General features: G+C 71.0%; 18 protein-coding genes and 2 pseudogenes. 13 read left to right on the top strand and 7 right to left on the bottom strand.

All coding sequences use genetic code 11. The features are described 5' to 3' along the window. Positions 1-61: 61 nt before the first annotated feature. A complete protein-coding gene (locus ACLQ24_RS14525; protein WP_425892013.1) occupies positions 62-502 on the bottom strand; it encodes an NAD-dependent epimerase/dehydratase family protein in 441 nt (146 codons plus the stop codon). 141 nt (positions 503-643) lie between these two features. Here ACLQ24_RS14525 and ACLQ24_RS14520 point away from each other — a divergent pair, with 141 nt between their 5' ends. Beyond that, entirely contained in the window at positions 644-1,336 is a 693-nt protein-coding gene (locus ACLQ24_RS14520) for an SDR family NAD(P)-dependent oxidoreductase (protein WP_425891964.1), read from the top strand. On the opposite strand, the gene ACLQ24_RS14515 is transcribed toward ACLQ24_RS14520, so the two are convergent. After that, positions 1,321-2,061 carry a dTMP kinase gene (locus ACLQ24_RS14515; RefSeq protein WP_425892011.1) on the bottom strand — a complete coding sequence of 247 codons (741 nt, stop codon included), beginning with the start codon at positions 2,059-2,061 and terminating at the stop codon, positions 1,321-1,323. The two genes, ACLQ24_RS14520 and ACLQ24_RS14515, sit on opposite strands and share 16 nt — an antisense overlap. 120 nt (positions 2,062-2,181) lie before the next feature. Between ACLQ24_RS14515 and ACLQ24_RS14510 the strand changes: the two genes are divergently transcribed. The 5 genes and pseudogenes from ACLQ24_RS14510 to ACLQ24_RS14490 form a co-directional block, all read left to right on the top strand. Further along, complete coding sequence (locus tag ACLQ24_RS14510; RefSeq protein WP_421476329.1) at positions 2,182-2,829, top strand: nucleotidyltransferase; 648 nt, start codon at positions 2,182-2,184, stop codon at positions 2,827-2,829. After that, positions 2,826-3,101, top strand: a complete 276-nt coding sequence (locus ACLQ24_RS14505) for a hypothetical protein (RefSeq protein WP_425891962.1) — start codon at positions 2,826-2,828, stop codon at positions 3,099-3,101. Before ACLQ24_RS14510 ends, ACLQ24_RS14505 begins: the two co-directional genes overlap by 4 nt. Before the next feature lie 10 nt (positions 3,102-3,111). Then, positions 3,112-3,888, top strand: coding sequence for a metallophosphoesterase family protein (locus ACLQ24_RS14500; protein ID WP_425891960.1), 777 nt, complete (start codon positions 3,112-3,114; stop codon positions 3,886-3,888). Beyond that, on the top strand, positions 3,879-4,022 hold the full coding sequence (locus ACLQ24_RS14495) for a GPGG-motif small membrane protein (protein ID WP_165947907.1): 144 nt from the start codon (positions 3,879-3,881) through the stop codon (positions 4,020-4,022). The genes ACLQ24_RS14500 and ACLQ24_RS14495 overlap by 10 nt, the downstream gene beginning before the upstream one ends. A gap of 148 nt (positions 4,023-4,170) precedes the next feature. Further along, a pseudogene (locus ACLQ24_RS14490) lies at positions 4,171-4,446 on the top strand (tryptophan-rich sensory protein); the annotation flags it as partial. A gap of 98 nt (positions 4,447-4,544) precedes the next feature. On the opposite strand, the gene ACLQ24_RS14485 reads toward ACLQ24_RS14490, so the two are convergent. Further along, positions 4,545-5,318, bottom strand: a complete 774-nt coding sequence (locus tag ACLQ24_RS14485) for a peptidoglycan DD-metalloendopeptidase family protein (RefSeq protein ID WP_425891958.1) — start codon at positions 5,316-5,318, stop codon at positions 4,545-4,547. A gap of 251 nt (positions 5,319-5,569) precedes the next feature. Between ACLQ24_RS14485 and ACLQ24_RS14480 the strand changes: the two genes are divergently transcribed. The 5 genes from ACLQ24_RS14480 to ACLQ24_RS14460 all read left to right on the top strand — a co-directional run bounded on the left by ACLQ24_RS14480 (position 5,570) and on the right by ACLQ24_RS14460 (position 11,809). Next, a complete protein-coding gene (locus ACLQ24_RS14480) occupies positions 5,570-6,916 on the top strand; it encodes an ABC transporter substrate-binding protein (protein WP_425891957.1) in 1,347 nt (448 codons plus the stop codon). Between the two features lie 70 nt (positions 6,917-6,986). Further along, positions 6,987-8,033, top strand: coding sequence for a carbohydrate ABC transporter permease (locus ACLQ24_RS14475; RefSeq protein WP_425891955.1), 1,047 nt, complete (start codon positions 6,987-6,989; stop codon positions 8,031-8,033). Position 8,034: 1 nt separating this feature from the next. Beyond that, positions 8,035-9,003 (top strand): carbohydrate ABC transporter permease, encoded by a 969-nt coding sequence (locus ACLQ24_RS14470; RefSeq protein WP_425891953.1) that lies wholly within the window; start codon positions 8,035-8,037, stop codon positions 9,001-9,003. 67 nt (positions 9,004-9,070) lie between these two features. Then, positions 9,071-10,117 (top strand): LacI family DNA-binding transcriptional regulator, encoded by a 1,047-nt coding sequence (locus ACLQ24_RS14465; RefSeq protein ID WP_425891951.1) that lies wholly within the window; start codon positions 9,071-9,073, stop codon positions 10,115-10,117. A 33-nt stretch (positions 10,118-10,150) separates the two neighbouring features. Next, the gene (locus ACLQ24_RS14460; RefSeq protein WP_425892009.1) at positions 10,151-11,809 is read left to right on the top strand and encodes a glycoside hydrolase family 13 protein; all 1,659 of its coding nucleotides are present in this window, start codon (positions 10,151-10,153) and stop codon (positions 11,807-11,809) included. Between the two features lie 135 nt (positions 11,810-11,944). Here ACLQ24_RS14460 and ACLQ24_RS14455 read toward each other — a convergent pair whose 3' ends face one another. The 3 genes from ACLQ24_RS14455 to xylA form a co-directional block, all read right to left on the bottom strand. Next, entirely contained in the window at positions 11,945-13,378 is a 1,434-nt protein-coding gene (locus ACLQ24_RS14455) for an MFS transporter (protein WP_425891950.1), read from the bottom strand. Positions 13,379-13,469: 91 nt separating this feature from the next. After that, a complete protein-coding gene (gene xylB / locus ACLQ24_RS14450; RefSeq protein ID WP_425891948.1) occupies positions 13,470-14,888 on the bottom strand; it encodes a xylulokinase in 1,419 nt (472 codons plus the stop codon). Between the two features lie 9 nt (positions 14,889-14,897). Further along, positions 14,898-16,085: a xylose isomerase gene (gene xylA, locus ACLQ24_RS14445; RefSeq protein WP_425891946.1), complete on the bottom strand. Its 1,188-nt coding sequence runs from the start codon at positions 16,083-16,085 to the stop codon at positions 14,898-14,900. A gap of 78 nt (positions 16,086-16,163) precedes the next feature. On the opposite strand from xylA, the gene ACLQ24_RS14440 reads away from it, so the two are divergent. Beyond that, positions 16,164-17,402: an ROK family protein gene (locus ACLQ24_RS14440; protein ID WP_425891944.1), complete on the top strand. Its 1,239-nt coding sequence runs from the start codon at positions 16,164-16,166 to the stop codon at positions 17,400-17,402. Between the two features lie 193 nt (positions 17,403-17,595). On the opposite strand, the gene ACLQ24_RS14435 is transcribed toward ACLQ24_RS14440, so the two are convergent. Further along, positions 17,596-18,264: a MarR family winged helix-turn-helix transcriptional regulator gene (locus ACLQ24_RS14435; protein WP_425891943.1), complete on the bottom strand. Its 669-nt coding sequence runs from the start codon at positions 18,262-18,264 to the stop codon at positions 17,596-17,598. 57 nt (positions 18,265-18,321) lie between these two features. Between ACLQ24_RS14435 and ACLQ24_RS14430 the strand changes: the two are divergent. Further along, positions 18,322-18,531 (top strand): annotated as a pseudogene (locus tag ACLQ24_RS14430) (hypothetical protein); the annotation flags it as partial.

Raw genomic sequence — 18,531 nt, 5'->3', positions numbered from 1 at the left:
ACGTGTCGAAGGTCCGGCTCACGCGTTTCGCACAGCCTCCCACGTACGCAGGATCGCCGCCTCATCCGCCGGGTCGAGTCCACCCTGCGGTACGTCGCCCGGGTACGCGCAGCCGGGTGCCGCCGGCGTGCAGCAGCCAGCCGGCCAGATCCTCGACGTCCACGAACTGCGCCCGGTCGGTCGGCCGCCCCGGCGTGAGAACCTCGCCCCCGCAGGCCAGCCGTCGCATCCAGTACGGGAAGCGGTTGCTCGAATCCTCCGCGCCGACAATCAGCCCGGCCCGGCAGATGAACGACCTGTCCTCCCCCACCCGCTCGCGTACCAGCCGCTCGATGACGACCTTGCACTCGCCGTACCACCGAAAATCCGGGCCCGGTCCGTCCACGTCGGACGGCGGGGGCGGCAACAGCGGTGTGTTCGCCGCGGAGAGACCCGGGGTCGCGTAGTCCGCGTACACCGAGACCGTCGAGACGAACGACCAGTGAACCCCTGCTCTCGGCAGACACCACCCCGCCCGACGGCCGGTCGATCATGAAGTTATTGCCACGACACGCCGACCTGACAGGCAGCAACTTCATGATCGACGAGGTGAAGGGCGGGGGCCGGGGGGTGGGGTGGGGGTGGGGGCGTTAGCGTTCTCGGTGTGGTGGAGCGCAGCGTGGTGGTCACCGGTGGGGGTGGCGGGTTGGGTGGCGCGGTTGTCGGCGCCTTCGTCGAGGCGGGATGGCGGGTGGTCGTACCGCGAAGGGGTGACCCCGCCGCGTCGGAGCCGGCGGCGGACGGGCTGGTCCGGCTAACCGCGGACCTGACCGACCCGGCCGACGTGGCCCGCGTCGTCGCGGCTGCCGTGGCCGACCCGGCCGCGCCGCTGCAGGCGGTGGTCAACCTGGTCGGGGGGTACGCGAGCGGCGGCCTGGTGCACGAGACTCCGGTCGAGGAGTTCGAGCGGATGCTCACCGTCAACCTGCGCCCCACGTACCTGGTCACGCAGGCCGCGCTGCCGCACCTGGTGGCGGCCGGGGGCGGCGCGGTGGTCTGCGTCTCCGCCCGCGCGGCGGTCACCCCGTTCCCCGGGGCGGTCGGCTACGTCACGGCCAAGGCGGCGGTGCTGGCCTTCGCCAACGCGGTCGCGGTCGAATACCGCTCCCGCAACGTCCGCTGCAACACGGTGCTGCCCAGCGTCATCGACACGCCGGCGAACCGGGCCGCGCAACCCGACGCCGACCACTCCCGCTGGGTCACCCCGGCCGAGATCGCGCCGGTGATCCGCTTCCTCGCCTCGACCGACTCGGCGCCGACCACCGGGGCCACCGTCCCGGTCTACGGACGCGCCTGAACCAGTAGCGGTCCGCCGCCGCGCCCGTCCTGGTCCTGCGAAGGAGTGGCGGGCGGCGGCTGCGCCGGCGGCGCCACGGTCGAGGGCCGCGCCCGGTCGGGTCCAACGTCCGACGGCAGCCAGGAGGACAGGTGCGCCTGGATCTGCTCGGTCACCTCCTCGGCCGAACGGCCCGCGTCGACGAGGACGAAGCTCGGGTACTCGGGCAGGGTCCGGTAGGCGGTGTCCGCCGCGGTCAGCCAGCCCATCGACTCGTGGTCGGTGCCGCGCTCCTCGATGCGCCGGTACGCCTCCGCCGGGTCGACGGTGAGCAGGAAGGTGACCTGCGGCGTGGGGAACAGACGGTAGCCGGCCCGGGCCAGCCGCTCCCAGCGGTGCCCGCCGTGGGCGCGGATGCTGGCGTACTGGCAGGCCGAGTAGCGGTCCATGACGGCCGTACGACCGGTGAGCAGGCAACTGAGCAGGGCCGCGGCGATGGCCAACCAGCGCAGCACGGACTCCACCGCCAGGACGCCGTCGCGCCCGACGAGTCGTTGCGCGTCCGGGAGGCCGAGACGGTGGGCGAGCCGGCCGAGCCAGCGACGACCACTGGCGTTGCGGCGGTACGTGGCGGGACGGCCGGCGGCGGTCAGCGCGTCGGCCAGCCGGTGTGCCTGTGTGGTCTTGCCCGAGCCGTCGATGCCGATCAGAGCGACGGTGCGCAACCGGGCCGTGCCGCGTCGCATCCCCGATGGTCTGGCCACCCTCGACAGGTTATCCGACCTACGCTTGCACCCCCGCGCGGTTCATACCCTTTTGTTCCGGTTGGCACCCGACCGCGACCAGAGCAGGTGTGGGCGACCGGAATGCCGGGTACGGGGGTTCGAATCCAACCGCCTGTCCACCAACACGACCGACGGGAGATCCAGATGGCTGAGCGCGGAGACGAGAGTCTGGTGCACACCCTGAAGAAGGTCGCCGCCGTGCTCAAGCAGTCCGAGATCCCGTTCGCCCTCGGCGGCAGCTTCGCCGTCTACGCCCACGGCGGGCACTCGAGCGACCACGACGTCGACTTCCTGATCCGCGAGGCCGACGTCGAACGGTCACTGGAGGCGCTGGTGGCCGCCGGCTTCCGCGCCGAGCGGCCGCCGGAGGACTGGCTGGTGAAGGTCTTCGACGAAGAGCGGATGGTGGACCTGATCCACCGGCCGATCGAGACGCCGGTGACCGAGGAGACGTTCGCCGACACCGTCGTACGCCCGGTGGACGCCATCCACATGCCGGTCCTGTCCGCCACCCAGCTCATGGTGCACAAGCTGCTCAGCTTCTCCCAGCACTACTGCGACTTCGCCCGCGGCCTGCCGCTGGCCCGGTCGCTACGGGAGCAGATCGACTGGGAACGGGTACGCAAGGAGACGCAGCACTCGCCGTACGCCGAGGCGTTCCTGGTGTTGCTGGACCGGCTGGAGGTGGTGCCGGAGCCCGGCACCCCGGCAGGAGAGGAGACACCGTGACGAACGATCAGGCCGGTGGCGCGGCGCCACCCGACGAGTACGTCGAAGCGGAGATCCAACGGCTGCTCACCGAGGATCCGGCCGTCGCCGAGCAGGGGATCACCGTGATCCGGCGGGAAGACGCCCTCGTGCTCTACGGCGAGGTGGAGAGCCCGCACCGGCGGGAGGAGATCCTGCGTCTCGTGGCGGAACGTTTCCCGGACGTGCCGATCACCAGCGACATCGGGGTGATCCGCGTCCAGACGCCCACGGAGATCGAGCAACTGCCCTGAGGGAGGTTTCATGGTGATCCGGATCGCCGCCGTGGGCGACGTGCATCTGGACGAGGACGTGGTCGGCCGGTTCCGCCCGGCGCTGGAGGAACTGCCGGAGTGCGCCGACGTGCTGCTGCTGGCCGGCGACCTGACCCGGCACGGCACCGAGGCCGAGGCGCGCTGCGTCGCGCAGGAGTTCGGCGGGCTGGCCGTACCGGTGGTCACCGTGCTGGGCAACCACGACCACCAGTGTGACCAGGTGCCACAGGTGGTGAAGGTGCTCGAGGACGCGGGCATCACCGTGCTGGAGGGCAACGGCGTCGTCCTGGACTGCGCGGGCGGCCGGCTCGGCATCGCCGGGGTCAAGGGCTTCGGCGGGGGGTTCGCCGGCCGGTGTGCGAGCGACTTCGGCGAGCCGGAGATGAAGGCGTTCGTCCGGACCACCAACGAGAGCGCGGACCGCCTGGGCGCGGCCCTGCGCTCGCTGGACTGCGACATGCTGGTCGCGCTCACGCACTACGCTCCGATCCCGGACACGCTGCTCGGTGAGCCGTTGGAGATCTACCCGTTCCTGGGCTCGTACCAGTTGGGACAGGCGATCGACTCGGCCCCCACCGCCCTCGCGCTGCACGGGCACGCGCACGCCGGCACCGAGCGCGGCACCACCCCGGGAGGGGTACGCGTCCGGAACGTGGCGCACCCGGTGATCAAGCAGGCGTACAGCGTCTTTCATGTCGGGGATCAACTCGACACGGACCAGGTTTCCCCGATCGGAGGGTCGGGTAGTCAGAGGTCATGGAGCTGATTCTCTGGATTCTCGCAGTCGTACTCGTGGTCGCCGGCATCCTCGCGCTGTTCCGCCGGCAGATCCTGTGGGGCGTCGTCCTCATCGTCGTCGGGCTGTTGGTCGGCCCGGGTGGTGTCAGCATCTTCAATTGACGTTCATACCTTCTGACAACTCATCACAACATTGGGACCCGTCGGGGTCGCCGCGACCGGAGCTTCGTCCTCCCGACAGAAGCACCGGCCGCGGCGACCCCGGCGCTTTTTCACTGTTTGACCGGACGCCGGGTGGAAAATCTCGACCATGGAGATATCTCGCGAGGCACGGCCCGCCTCCGGCCGGCGGTCGCGCTGGGCGCTCGCCGGCTTCGCGGCGGCGGTCTTCGTCGCGGCCGCGATCGGCGGGCTCGGAGTGCGGGGCACCACCGACGAGTACGCGAGCCTGCGCCAGCCGGGCTGGGCGCCACCGTGGTGGCTCTTCGGACCGGTCTGGACGGTGCTCTACGCGCTGATCGCCGTCGCCGGCTGGCTGGTCTGGCGACGGGTCGGCTTCTCCCCCGCGCTCTGGGCGTGGGTCACCTTCGCCGCCGCGCTGAACCTGTCGATCTGGCGGCTCAACGCCTGACCGGCGGGGCCCCGACGGGCGGCAACCCGCCGGGGACGCTGTCGTTCCCCTCCTCAGCAGCGGGGCACGTTCGGGATGTAGCCGTCGTAGCCGGTGTAGACGTACGCGTCGGCGATGTAGCGCCCGCTGCCGATACGGTCCCAGATCGAACTGGTGCCGTAGGTGCCGGTGACCGTGGTGCCGCTGGTCTGGCAGGCGATGGTCACCCGGGTGCCGTCGGCGACGGTGCCCACCGAGGCGTACCCCGTGCCGGGTCCGGAGCGGACGGTCAGCGGCGTACCACTGGTGTCGACAGTGGCGTTACCGGTGCCCGAGCTGCACGCGTTGTCGCTGGTGTAGGTCTTGCTGCCCCAGTACAGGGCGAGGGTGCCGTTGAACCGGACCTGGACGTCGTTGCCGTTGAGGCGCTGCTCGTAGTGCAGGTGGGGTCCGGTGGATCCGCCGGTGCTGCCGACCCAGCCGAGCACCTTGCCGTAGCCGACGGTCTGCCCGACCGAGACGTTGAAGCCGTTGAGGTGGGCGTAGTAGGTCGTGTAGCCGCCTCCGTGGTCGATCCGGACATACTTGCCGTAACTGGTGCCGCCGAGGTCGGTGACCCGGTCGACCGTGCCGGGGGCGCTGGCCACCACCGGATCGCCGAGGTCGTCGGTGCGGTTGAAGTCGACGGCGTACGCCGGGCTGTGGTCCGACCGGGTCTGCCCGGACCAGGACTGGCCGCACGGGAACGGCACCCTGAAGGTCGGCGCGGCCAGCGCCGGGGTCGCCGGCACCAGCGCTCCCCCGACGAGCAGACCCGTCACCAGCAGGCTCATCCACCGCTTACGCATACAGCTCCTCCTATGTCGAAAACCTTCGATTAGGTGGCCTTAGCCTGACAGATATCGTCAATCTTCGAAAGAGTCCCCAGCCTGTCCCGCGAGCGCGCCCACGAGGCAACTCCGAGGTTTCCGGATTGTTACTCGCTCGTGTCTGGCAGGGGGTGGACCAGACCCGATGCAAGCGCTTACATGTGTGCACGCCCAATCGGACCGGCGAGGGTCATCAGCACGACACCACGCCGGCTAGGAAGGAGGACGGCATGGCGGTCTTCACCAGACCACGCCAGGCCTTCGTGATCGCCGGTGCACTCGGGCTGGCGCTCAGCGCCACCGCTTGCGGTACCGGTGACGACAAGAAGAGCGACAAGGCGGGCTCCGCGGAGTGCGCCCCATACGAGAAGTACCAGGGCAACGACGGCAAGAAGGTCTCCATCTACGCGTCCATTCGTGACGCCGAGGCCGACCTGCTCGAGCGCTCCTGGACGCAGTTCACCGACTGCACGGGCATCGAGATCGCCTACGAGGGCAGCGGCGAGTTCGAGGCGCAGCTCCCCGTCCGGGTCGACGGCGGCAACGCCCCCGACATCGCCTTCGTGCCGCAGCCGGGCCTCGTGAAGCGGTTCGCGGACGCCGGCAAGCTGAAGCCCCTCAGCGCCGACACCAAGGCCCTGGCCGAGCAGAACATGCCGGCCGACTGGCTCAAGTACGGCACCGTCAACGGAACGCTCTACGGCGTGCCGCTCGGCGCGAACGTCAAGTCCTTCGTCTGGTACTCGCCCAAGACCTTCAAGGAGAAGGGCTGGGAGGTTCCGACCACCTGGGACCAGCTCATCGCGCTGAGCGACAAGATCGCCGCCAGCGGCATGAAGCCGTGGTGCGTGGGCGTCGAGTCCGGTGACGCCACCGGCTGGCCGGCCACCGACTGGATCGAGGACGTGATCCTGCGGACGCAGGGTCCCGAGGTCTACGACCAGTGGACCACCCACGCCATCCCCTTCAACGACCCGAAGATCGTCGACGCGGTCGAGCGCGCCGGCAGCATCCTCAAGAACGAGAAGTACGTCAACGGCGGCTTCGGCGGGGTCAAGAGCATCACCACCACCGCCTTCCAGGAGGCCGGTCTGCCGGTGACCACCGGCAAGTGCGCCATGCACCGGCAGGCGTCGTTCTACGCCAACCAGTTCCCCGAGGGCACCAAGGTGGCCCAGGACGGTGACGCGTTCGCGTTCTACTTCCCGACCATCGACCCGGCCAAGGGCAAGCCGGTCCTCGGCGCCGGCGAGTTCGTCGTCGCGTACGCCGACCGTCCCGAGGTGCAGGCGGTGCAGACCTACCTCGCCTCCGCCGAGTACGTGAACAGCCGCGCGAAGCTCGGCAACTGGGTCACGGCGAACAACAAGCTGGACATCGCCAACGTGGCCAGCCCCATCGACAAGCTCTCCGTCCAGATCCTGCAGGACAAGACGGGCACCTTCCGCTTCGACGGATCGGACCTGATGCCGGCCGCCGTCGGCGCGGGAACGTTCTGGAAGGGCATGGTGGAGTGGCTGAACGGTAAGCAGACCGCCCCGGTGCTCCAGGGCATCGAAAGCAGCTGGCCGAAGTGATCACGGCGGTGGCCCGGTTCGCGTCCGCGAGCCGGGCCACCGGCCGATCCGGACCCGAGAGGGAGGGTTGATGGAGTTCGACTTTGCCGATGAGCAGCCAAAACTCCTCATGCTGATGTACGGGCTGGTCGCCTTCGTGCTAGTGGTGGGCGGTCTGCTCCTGCTGCTCGACGTCGTACCGGCCTGGTTCGCCCGACGACGGGAAGCTCAGCTCGTCGCCGCCTCCGTCAGCGGCGCGCCGCTGATTCGGCGGCCCAAGGGGCGGGAAGGGCTCTTCGCGCTGTTCTTCCTACTACCAACACTGCTGCTGCTCACCATCGGTCTTGTCGTACCGGCCATCCGCACCGTGGTGCTCTCCCTGATGAACGGGAGCAGCACCGAATGGGTGGGGCTGCGTAACTACGGCTGGATGTTCTCCGACGACTCCATGATCCGGGTCCTGATCAACACCCTGGTCTGGGTGCTCCTGGTCCCGTTGGTGGCGACCGCCTTCGGCCTCATCTACGCCGTGCTGGTGGACAAGGCCCGCTTCGAGGCGGTCGCCAAGTCACTGATCTTCCTGCCGATGGCCATCTCGTTCGTCGGCGCGAGCATCATCTGGAAGTTCGTCTACGCGTACCGCGGCGACGGCGACCAGATCGGTCTGCTCAACCAGATAGTCGTCAGCCTCGGTGGTGAGCCGAAGGCGTGGCTGCTGGAATCGCCCCTGAACACGCTACTGCTGATCGTCATCATGGTCTGGATCCAGGCCGGCTTCGCCATGGTGGTGCTCTCCGCCGCGATCAAGGCCATCCCCGGCGACATCGTCGAAGCCGCCCGGCTCGACGGCGTCACCCCGTGGCAGATGTTCTGGCAGATCACCATGCCGAGCATCCGGCCGGCGCTGATCGTCGTGGTGGTGACGCTCACGATCGCCACGCTCAAGGTCTTCGACATCGTCCGGACCTCGACCAACGGCAACTACGACACGAGCGTGATCGCCAGCGAGATGTACAACCAGGCCTTCCGGTACGGCCAGAACGGGCAGGGCTCCGCGCTCGCGGTCTTCCTCTTCATCCTGGTCATCCCGGTCGTGATCTACCAGATCCGCAACCTCCGTCAGCAGCGGGAGGGCTGAGATGACGACCGCAACGCCCACCGTCGCCGCCGGCGCCCAGGCGACCGCCGGCACCACCTCCACCACCGTCGGCCGAGTTCGCAAGCGGTTGAACAGCCGTACCGCGACGCTCGTCTCGATCCTCATCGCGGTGGTCTGGACCATCCCCACCTTCGGTCTGTTCATCTCCTCCCTCCGACCCGAGGACGAGATCAAGACGACCGGCTGGTGGACGGCGTTCACCAACCCGCAGTTCACGTTCAACAACTACGAACAGGTCCTGTTCGGGCGGTCTGGTTCCTCCGGGCAGCTCGCCGGGTCCTTCATCAACTCGCTGGCGATCACCATCCCGTCGGTGCTGTTTCCGCTGGCCTTCGCGGCCCTGGCCGCGTACGCCCTGGCGTGGATCAACTTCCGCGGCCGGGACTGGGTCTACATCGCGATCTTCGCGTTGCAGATCGTGCCGTTGCAGATGGCCCTGGTGCCGTTGCTGAAGTTCTTCTCCACCGGCGTCACCCTCGGCGGCGTCACCCTGATGCCGGCCTGGGACCTGGTCGACGAGCAGAAGTTCGCCCAGGTGTGGTTCGCGCACACCTGTTTCGCGCTTCCGTTCGCGGTCTTCCTGCTGCACAACTTCATCTCGCAGCTCCCCGGAGAGCTGATGGAGGCCGCCCGGGTCGACGGGGCCACCCACCCGAAGATCTTCCGCACCATCGTGCTGCCGCTGATCACCCCGGCGCTGGCCGCGTTCGGTATCTTCCAGTTCCTCTGGGTCTGGAACGACCTGCTGGTCGCGCTGATCTTCGCCGGTGGCGGCAACGAGACCGCCCCGCTCACCGTCCGGCTCGCCGAGATGGCCGGCACGCGGGGCAACGAGTGGCAACGGCTCACCGCCGGCGCGTTCGTCTCGATCGTTGTACCGCTCGTCGTATTCCTGTCCCTGCAACGCTTCTTCGTGCGAGGTCTGCTCGCCGGCAGCGTCAAGGGCTGACCCGCCTGCCCGCCGCCGCCTGGCCCCTGAAGGCGGCGGCGGGCAACGGGTACCGAGCGGGGGAACCGTGACGAAGATAGATGATGTCGCCCGGCTGGCCGGGGTCTCCACGGCCACCGTCTCGCGGGCCCTGCGCGGGCTGCCGACGGTCTCGGCCGCCACCCGACGCCGCGTACTCGCTGCCGCCGAGCAGCTGGACTACGCGGTCTCGCCGAGCGCGTCCCGGCTCGCCGGTGGTCGCACCGGCACGGTCGCGGTGGTGGTACCCCGGATCACCCGCTGGTTCTTCAGCACCGTCGTCGAGGCCGTCGAAGAGTACCTCCACCACTGCGGCTACGACCTGCTGCTCTACAACCTCGGCGGTCGGGAGCAGATCCGCCAGCGGGTGCTGCGCACCGCCAACCTGCACAAGCGGGTCGACGCCATCATGCTGGTCGCCACGCCGCTGCGCCCGTCCGACCGGACCGCGCTGGCCGCCCTGGACCTGCCCGGGGTGACCATCAGCTCGGGCACAACGGTGCCCACCTGGCCGTGTGTGCGCATCGACGATATGGCCGCCGCGCGCACCGCCACCCGGCACCTGCTCGACCTCGGCCATCGCCGGATCGCGCACATCTCCGGCGATCCCGACCAGCACTTCGTCTTTACCGCCCATGCCGATCGGCGCCGGGGCTACCAGGCGGAGCTACGGGCAGCGGGTTTGCGCCTCGACCCCAGCCTGGATATCGAATCGTCATTCACCATCGACGGCGGCACCGGGGCCACCGCCGAGCTGCTGGCCCGCGGTACGCCACCGACCGCCATCGTCGCGGCGTCCGACGAGATGGCGATGGGCGCCATGGCCGCGCTGCGCGACGCCGGGCTGCGCGTACCGGAGGACGTCAGCGTGGTCGGCATCGATGACCACGACCTGGCGGGAGTGCTCGGGCTCAGCACCGTCGCCCAACCGGCCGCCGAGCAGGGGCGGCTGGCCGCGCGGATCCTGCTCGACCCGCTCGGGGCCCGCGCCCTGGGCCCGATCATCGGTCAACGGACCGCCGACGGTGACTCGCCGGTGATCCTGCCCACTCGGCTGGTCGTCCGGGAGTCCACCGCGCCGCCTCGGGCACACTGACACATCAACCACGGCACGACACGGGAGACGACCCTGAACACCGACCCGACTCAGCAGACCCCCACCGGCTGGTGGACCGAGGCCGCCATCTACCAGATCTACCCACGCTCGTTCGCCGACTCCGACGGCGACGGGGTTGGCGACCTGCCGGGCATCACCGCCCGTCTCGACCACCTGGTCGAGCTGGGGGTGGACGCGGTGTGGCTGTCCCCCTTCTATCCGTCCCCGCAGGCCGACGCGGGTTACGACGTGGCCGACTACCGGAACGTCGACCCGCTGTTCGGCACCCTCGCCGACGCGGACAAGCTCCTCGCCGAGGCCCGCTCCCGCGGCCTGCGGGTGATCGTCGACCTGGTGCCCAACCACACCTCGTCGGCGCACCGCTGGTTCCAGGAGGCGCTGGCCGCCACCCCGGGCAGCCTCCCGCGGTCCCGGTACATCTTCCGGGACGGCCTGGGCCCGGCCGGGGAGCAGCCGCCGAACGACTGGCAGAGCGTCTTCGGGGGCCCTGCCTGGACCCGGACGGTCGATCCGGATGGGCAGCCCGGCCAGTGGTACCTGCACCTGTTCGACACCGGCCAGCCGGACCTCAACTGGGACAACCCGGAGGTGCACGAGGAGTTCCTGGGCGTCCTGCGGTTCTGGCTGGACCGCGGGGTGGACGGGTTCCGGGTCGACGTGGCGCACGGCCTCATCAAGCAGGCCAACCTGCCCGACTGGCAGGAGCCCCAGGAGATCCTCTCCGGCAACGAGATCGACAAGCCGCGACCGCCGATGTGGGACCAGGACGGCGTGCACGAGATCTACCGGCAGTGGCGGCAGGTCCTGGACAGCTACCCGGGCGAACGGGTACTGGTCGCCGAGGCGTGGGTGGAGCCGGCCGAGCGGCTGGCCCGCTACGTCCGCCCGGACGAGATGCACCAGGCGTTCAACTTCGAGTACCTGCTCGCCGCGTGGACCGCGCCGGCCCAGTACGCGGTGATCACTCGATCCCTGGAGGCGACCGACTCGGTCGGCGCGCCGACGACCTGGGTGCTGTCCAACCACGACGTGGTGCGGCACGCCTCCCGGCTCGGCCTGGCGATCGGCGGCGGCCGGCCCAACGGCATCGGCATCGGTGACCCGCAGCCGGACGCCGCGCTCGGTCTGCGCCGGGCCCGGGCGGCCACCCTGCTGATGCTCGCCCTGCCCGGCTCCGCGTACCTCTACCAGGGCGAGGAGCTGGGCCTGCCCGAGCACACCACGATGCCGGACGAGGCCCGACAGGACCCGACCTGGGCACGCAGCGGACACACCCAGCGGGGTCGCGACGGCTGCCGGGTGCCGATCCCGTGGGAAGCCGACGCCCCGTCGTACGGCTTCGGACCCACGGATGCGAGCTGGCTGCCGCAGCCGCCGTCCTGGGCGGAGTACGCGCTGGACCGGCAGCGCGACGTGCCCGGCTCGACGTACGAGCTGTACCGCGAGGCGCTGCGGCTGCGCCGTGCCCACGGCCTGGGCCGGGGCACGCTCGAGTGGCTGTCCTCCGGTGACGAGACACTGGTGTTCCGTAACGGCGACCTGACCGTGCTGACCAACTTCGGGGACGCCCCGGTGCCGATCCCGCCCAACGCCAAGGTGCTGGCCGCCAGCGCGCCCCTCAACGACGAGGGCGCAATCCCCACCGACGTGACTGTCTGGCTACACGGCTGACCTCTCGTCGATCATGGAGTTGTGGTGGGTGACAAAAGGCTTGTTAAAGGCTATTCCGGGCACCACAACTCCATGATCGACCGAGTGGGCGTCTACGTCCCCCGACCGGGGGCGCGGACGCGCGCGGGGAGGGCTTCAGAGGCGGGTGGCTCGGGTGTGCAGCAGGTCGTGCACGTTGTCGATGTCCGTCGGTGAGGTTCGCGAGGCGAGCCAGTACATGACGCCCGTGGGGACGAAGAAGAGTTGGAACGCGGCCAGCCCCACGGCGAAGTTCAGCGGTGGAGGGAATGCCGTTCGCAGTGCCTGGAAGGCCGCCCCGACCAGCCCGTTGCCGGCCGCGCGACCGACCCCGTTGACCAGGTTACCGAGGCTGTAGACGGTCCCCCGATGCTCCGGCGGGTTCACGTCGGCGATCAGCGCGAACCAGTTCGGCGAGTTGGCCGACGTCAACGCGAGCGCCACCACGGCGGTGAGCAGGCTCAGCCCGACCGACGGCTCGGTGAACACGCTGGCCAGCACCGCGCCGACGACCGCGCCACCGCCCGCGCCGTCCGGCACGTCGATGGTCACCGGCACGAAGAACAACACCAGGTAGAACGGCAGCGCGGCAAGGATGCCGACCGCCGCGACCAGGGCCCGGCCCCGAGGGGTACGCCGCTGCACCGCGTCGCCGATCAGGCCACCCACGATGGACAGCACACCGCCGAGTTGGAACAGGGTGGCGAACACGCTGCCGACCACCACGGCGGTGGACTCCGAGTAGCCCTGGGCCTCGGCCCGCTCGGCGAAGAGCCTCGGCAGCCACACCAGCGAGCCGAAGGCGGCCTGCGCGGTCAGCCCCTGGAGGATCAGCCACCGGTTGGTCCGCCGGGCCAGGATGCGTGGCAGGTCGGCCCGGCTGATCCGGTAGTCGTACTCGGCACCGGCATCCAGCGCGCCGGCCAGCTCCGGCTGGCTCTGGCCGCGTCGGATGTCGTAGGTGAACAGGTACGCCAGGGTCGCGGCCACGCCCACCCCGGCCAGCAGCAGGAACGGCCGCCGCCAGTCGGCCGCCCCGAGCAGCCCGCCGACAAGCGTGCCGGCGAGCGTACCGACGCCCTGGGAGAGCCCCCAGAAACTCATCACCAGCCCACGCCGGGCCGGTGAGATCAGGTCGGTGACCACCGAGAAGCCGACCGAGCCGACCGCACCGAGGCCGATCGCGGCGACGAGCTGGGTGGTCAGGAACGTGAGGTACCCACCGGCGAGCGCGCTGCCGCCGGTGCCCGCCGCCCAGAGCAGCGTGCCCACCATGAGCAGCGGCTTGCGGTTGCTGCGGTCACCGACGTACGCCCAGCCGACCGCGGCGACCGCGCTGACCAGGAAGCTGACGGCGGTGACCAGGCCCAGCAGCCCGGCCGACACGTCGAACGTCCGGGCGATCGGCCCGTACAACGGTGGGACGAGCCCGATCGCCACGTTGTCCAGCGAGGCGAGCACCACGAACACCGCCACGCTGTACAGCCGGTGCGCCGGGCCGCCGCCCCGGCCGTGCGAGCGCTGGTCCGGCCCGCCACTGGTCACCGTCATGACCGGCAGCCAATCAGACTCGGCCGAGCCGGTCGGCACGCGGGTAGGCGTCGATCACCGTTGACCGACGCCCACCCGGTCGATCCGACGCTCAGCGCCGGTCGAGCACCAGTGGACGGGCTGCGGCGTACTGCTCACGGACGGCGGGGACGGGCTCCGCCGCGTACTCCTCGGTGCCCTTGACCTCCCACTGCGGCGCCGTCGCACCGCCCAGGGCGATCCAGGCGGCCTGGCGGGCGGCACCGTCGGCGACGTACTCCCCGGCGGGCGGTACGACGACCGGGCAGCCGAAGACCTGCGGTGCGATCCGGCGGACCGCGGCCGACCGTGCCCCACCGCCGACCAGGATGACCCGGCGGACGGTGGCACCCTGCGCGGTCAGCGCGTCCAGGCCGTCGGCGAGGGCGCAGAGCATGCCCTCCACGGCGGCCCGGGCCAGGTGCGCGGGGGTCGAGGTGCGCAGGGTCAGGCCGTGCACCGCGCCGGTGGCCAGCGGACGGTTGGGCGTGCGCTCACCCTCCAGGTAGGGCACCATGACCAGCCCGTCCGCTCCGGCGGGTGCGGAGAGCGCCAGCTCGGCGAGCTCGTCCAGGCTGACGCCGAGCATCGTGGCGGCGGCGTCCAGCACACGCGCCGCGTTGAGCGTGCAGACCAGCGGCAGGAAGCGACCGGACGCGTCGGCGAAGCCGGCCACGGCACCGCTGTCGTCGGCCGCCGGCACGTCGGCCACGCTGAACACCGTGCCGGACGTGCCGATCGAGACGACCACGTCGCCGGGCCCGGCGCCGACGCCGAACGCGGCGGCGGCGTTGTCACCCGTGCCCGGGCCCAGCAGCGCACTGCCCAGCTCGTTGCTCAGCCGGCCGGCCGACTCGGCCGGACCCAGCACCTCGGGCACCACGAGCTGCCGACCGAAGGCCCGCTCCAGCAGGTCCGGACGGTAGGAACCGGTGGACGGGGACCAGTAGCCGGTGCCGCTGGCGTCCCCCCGGTCGGTTCGCAGCGCCGACAGACCGGGCGCGCCAGCCAGCCGCCAGGTCAGCCAGTCGTGCGGCAGGCACACGGCGGCCACCCGGGCGGCTTGCTCCGGCTCGTGACGAGCCAGCCAGCGCAGCTTGGTGATGGTGAAGCTCGCCACCGGCACGCTGCCGGTGGCGTCGGCCCAGAAGCGACGCCCGGCCGCGCCGCCGCCGGCCTCCTCGACGAGGTCGGCGGCGGCGTCGGCGGAGCGGGTGTCGTTCCACAGCAGGGCCGGACGGACCACCCGGCCCGCCTCGTCGAGGCAGACCATGCCGTGCTGCTGGCCGGCGACCGAGACCGCCGCGAGGTCGGCCAACCCACCGGCCTCGTCGAGGGCGCTGCGCAGCGCCTTCCACCAGGCTTCCGGGTCGACCTCGGTGCCGTCCGGGTGCGGTGCCCGGCCCTGCCGGAGCAGGGCGCCGGTCTCCGCGTCCCGGATGACCACCTTGCAGGACTGTGTGGACGAGTCGACGCCCGCGACCAGCGGCATGGCGGGGCCTCAGCGAGCGCCGAGCAGGTGCTCGACGGCGAGCTGGTTGAGCCGGACGAAGGCGAAGCCCCGGGCGGCCACCGCGTCCACGTCGACGTCCTCGAACGCGGACCGGTCGGCCAGGAACTCCTCGTAGCCCTCGCCCTCGGCCAGCGTCGGCGTGCTCAGCTCGCCGACCTTGCTGGCGGCGAGCGCCTCGACGACCTCCGGGTCGGCGCGGAACGCCGCAGCGCGCTCCTTGAGCAGCAGGTACGTGCTCATGTTGGCCGCAGCCGACGCCCAGACCCCGTCCATGTCCTCGGTACGCGACGGCTTGTAGTCGAAGTGCCGGGGCCCGTCGTAGGTCGGCCCGCCGTTCGGACCGCCGTTCTCCAGGAGGTCCACCAGGGCGAACGCGTTCATCAGGTCGCCGTGACCGAAGACCAGGTCCTGGTCGTACTTGATGCCACGCTGGCCGTTGAGGTCCAGGTGGAACAGCTTGCCCTGCCAGAGCGCCTGCGCGATGCCGTGGGCGTAGTTGAGCCCGGCCATCTGCTCGTGCCCGACCTCCGGGTTGAGGCCGACCAGCTCCGGGTGCGCCAACTGGGAGATGAAGCCGAGCGCGTGCCCGATGGTGGGCAGCAGGATGTCGCCGCGCGGCTCGTTGGGCTTCGGCTCCAGCGCGAACCGCAGGTTGTAGCCCTTGTCGATGGAGTACTGGGTGAGCAGGTTGACGGCCTCACGGTAGCGGTCCAGGGCGGCCTGGACGTCCTTGGCGAGGTCGTACTCGGAACCCTCGCGGCCACCCCACATGACGAAGGTGCTCGCGCCCAGCTCGGCGGCCAGGTCGACCTGGCGCAGCACCTTGCGCAGCGCGAAGCGGCGGACGTCGCGGTCGTTGCTGGTGAAGCCGCCGTCCTTGAAGATCGGGTGGGTGAAGAGGTTGGTGGTGACCATGGGCACCACGAGGCCGGTCTCGTCGAGGGCCTTGCGGAACCGTGCGATGTGCTGGTCGCGGGTGGCGGCGTCCGCGCCGAACGGGATCAGGTCATCGTCGTGGAAGGTGATGCCGTACGCGCCCAGCTCGGCGAGACGGTGCACCGCCTCGACGGCGTCCAGCTCGGGGCGGGTCGCGTCGCCGAACGGGTCGCGGGCCTGCCAGCCCACAGTCCAGAGCCCGAAGGAGAACTTGTCGGCGGGGGTGGGACGGGGTGCCATGAGTGACCTCCGGGGTGGTGGTGGCAGGTATTTGTTCAGCGATTGAATTATTTGCCCGCCCTATGGCAGTGTCAAGGGGTGAGCCCCACCCACGCCCCGGCCGGCGCGGCCCGTCAGGGCAGCCTGCGCGAACTCAACCTCGCCCTGGTCCTCGGCCGGATCGCCGCCGCCGACCGCCCCCCGTCCCGGGCCGACCTGGCCACGGCCACCGGTCTGACCCGGGCCACCGTCTCCGCGGTCGTCGAGGACCTGCTCGCGGGCCAACTTGTCAGCGAGGCCGATCCGGCGCCCCGGGCCGGCGCCGGCCGTCCGGCCCGCGGGCTGGTCCTGGCCGACCAGGGTCCGGCCGGGCTCGGTCTCGAAGTCAACGTCGACTATCTGACGGTGTGCGTTGTCGACCTCGCCGGTCAGGTACGCCACCGCACCGTACACCGGGCCGACCTGCGCCCGGTCGCGCCCGCCGACGCGCTGGCCCGCCTCGTCGACCTGGCCGGGCAGGCCCGCGCCGACGCGGCCCGGCAGGGCCTCACCCTCGCCGGAGCCGCGCTCGCCGTACCCGGACTGGTGGACGACTCCGGACAGGTCCGGCTCGCGCCGAACCTCGGCTGGCGGGACGTGCCGGTGCCCGAGCTGCTGAGCGCGCATCCGCCCCTGACCGACCGGGTACCGGGCGTGCCGGCCCTGGTGGTGGACAACGAGGCCAACCTCGCCGCGCTCGGCGAGCTGCACTCCCGGCCGCCCGGCCCGGCCAGCTTCCTGCACATCTCCGGCGAGGTCGGCATCGGCGCGGGGATCGTCCTCGACGGCGCGCTGTTCCGCGGCGTACGCGGCTGGAGCGGCGAGATCGGGCACCTCCCCGTACACCCGCAGGGGCGACCCTGCCGCTGCGGTGGACGCGGCTGCCTGGAGCAGTACGCCGGTCAGGAGGCGATCGTGGCCGGCGCCGGGCTGCTGCGGGCGGACCTTCCCGCCGACACCGCGACGGTCCGGCTGGCCGAGTTGGCCGAGGCCGGCGACCCGGATGCGCTGCGCGCGCTGCACGACGCCGGCACGGCCCTCGGGGTGGCGGTCGCCGGTGTGGTCAACCTGTTGGACCTGGACACCGTGGTACTCGGCGGCGGGTACGCCCCGCTGGCCCCCTGGCTGTGCCCGCCGGTGCTCGCCGAGATCGGAGCCCGGGTACTCACCGCCGCCTGGTCGCCGGTCTCGGTCCGCCCCTCGACCCTCGGGCCGGAGGCCGCCGTCGTGGGCGCGGCCGGCTCGGTGGTACGGCAGATCGTCGCCCGCCCCGCCGGTTGGCTGGGCCGCGCCGGCTGACCGTGGGCGACGGCCGGGGCTTGCGTCGATGCGGCTCGGTACGCTTGCCGTCGAGCAACGACCGGCAGGCGAGGAGCCCAGGAGCATGGTCGACGAGTGGGTGGGCGGGCAGGCCCACGACGACATCGCCAGGTTGGCGATGTGCGCCTCGACACCGGGCTGACCCGCGGACCGGACCCAGCGTTCGGACCGGTCAGGCGGTCCGGGCCACGGGCGGTTCTCCGGTGTGCCACTCGCGCGGCATGCCCATCGTCCGCTCCGAACCCGCCGGCCCACTCTGCCACACCGGTCGGGTCGGCCGGTCCGGCTCCTCCGACGACTCCCGCACCGGCCCGTCGGGCCGGTCCGGGTCCTGCGGCCAGTCCCCTCGCCCGCGCGGCCGGTCCCCGTCGTCCGGCGTGCTCCGCGCCTGCTGCCGACGCGCGACCTCGTCGAACTCCCGCACCCCGCTCATCAGCGCGGCGCGGCCCGCCGGGGTCATCGCCGCCAGTACGGCGGCGAGCCGCTCCTGACGGTCGGTGCGCAACTTCGCGAGGAGCCGACGGGCCTCCGGGGTGAGGTGCAGGGAAATCTCCCGCCGGTCGAAGCGGCCCGGCTCCCGCTCGAGCATGCCGGCCGCGACCAGCCGGTCGCAGAGCCGGCTGGCGGAACTCAGCAACATGTCCAGCCGGGTAGCGAGCCGGCGTAAGTTGATCCCGTCGTACTGCTCTATCACCATCACCGCCCGTAGTTGGGCACCGGAGACTCGGCTGGCGGTCGCCTCGCGGGCGGAATCCCAGACGCCCAGCAGGGCACCCGCCGCCTCGTCCAGGGCGGCGGCCATACTCGTCGCGGGGTCCGGTGGACCGTTCTGTTCGGCCATGGTGGCCCGAGACTACTCCGAACCCACTGGTGGTCGAGCTCTGATGAAGGAGGCCTGATGAGCGAACCGGTCAATCGGGCCCGACGCACCCTGAACGAGACACCCGCCGACCGTCTCGTGGGCGGTGTCGGCACGGTCCTCGACGAGGCGTACGGGATCACCGAGGCGGAGCTGTACCAGGTCGACTACCGACTAGGGCCTGTCTTGTGGATCATGGTTGGTGGGGTAGGAACATCACGGGTGTCCGGAGTGTTACCCGAGCGCTAT

The sequence above is a fragment of the Micromonospora sp. DT4 genome (assembly GCF_049841675.1).
Taxonomy (GTDB): domain Bacteria; phylum Actinomycetota; class Actinomycetes; order Mycobacteriales; family Micromonosporaceae; genus Micromonospora.
Note: the sequence above shows the minus strand (reverse complement) of the source record. Positions and strands in the feature narration are given on the sequence as shown.

Excerpts from the sequence above, each read along its gene's own strand:
- ACLQ24_RS14515 (WP_425892011.1), bottom strand. The coding sequence starts at position 2,061 with ATGCGACGCGGCACGGCCCGGTTGCGCACCGTCGCTCTGATCGGCATC.
- ACLQ24_RS14510 (WP_421476329.1), top strand. The coding sequence starts at position 2,182 with ATGCCGGGTACGGGGGTTCGAATCCAACCGCCTGTCCACCAACACGAC.
- ACLQ24_RS14500 (WP_425891960.1), top strand. The coding sequence starts at position 3,112 with ATGGTGATCCGGATCGCCGCCGTGGGCGACGTGCATCTGGACGAGGAC.
- ACLQ24_RS14495 (WP_165947907.1), top strand. The coding sequence starts at position 3,879 with ATGGAGCTGATTCTCTGGATTCTCGCAGTCGTACTCGTGGTCGCCGGC.
- ACLQ24_RS14485 (WP_425891958.1), bottom strand. The coding sequence starts at position 5,318 with ATGCGTAAGCGGTGGATGAGCCTGCTGGTGACGGGTCTGCTCGTCGGG.
- ACLQ24_RS14480 (WP_425891957.1), top strand. The coding sequence starts at position 5,570 with ATGGCGGTCTTCACCAGACCACGCCAGGCCTTCGTGATCGCCGGTGCA.
- ACLQ24_RS14475 (WP_425891955.1), top strand. The coding sequence starts at position 6,987 with ATGGAGTTCGACTTTGCCGATGAGCAGCCAAAACTCCTCATGCTGATG.
- ACLQ24_RS14470 (WP_425891953.1), top strand. The coding sequence starts at position 8,035 with ATGACGACCGCAACGCCCACCGTCGCCGCCGGCGCCCAGGCGACCGCC.
- ACLQ24_RS14455 (WP_425891950.1), bottom strand. The coding sequence starts at position 13,378 with ATGACGGTGACCAGTGGCGGGCCGGACCAGCGCTCGCACGGCCGGGGC.
- xylB (WP_425891948.1), bottom strand. The coding sequence starts at position 14,888 with ATGCCGCTGGTCGCGGGCGTCGACTCGTCCACACAGTCCTGCAAGGTG.
- xylA (WP_425891946.1), bottom strand. The coding sequence starts at position 16,085 with ATGGCACCCCGTCCCACCCCCGCCGACAAGTTCTCCTTCGGGCTCTGG.
- ACLQ24_RS14435 (WP_425891943.1), bottom strand. The coding sequence starts at position 18,264 with ATGGCCGAACAGAACGGTCCACCGGACCCCGCGACGAGTATGGCCGCC.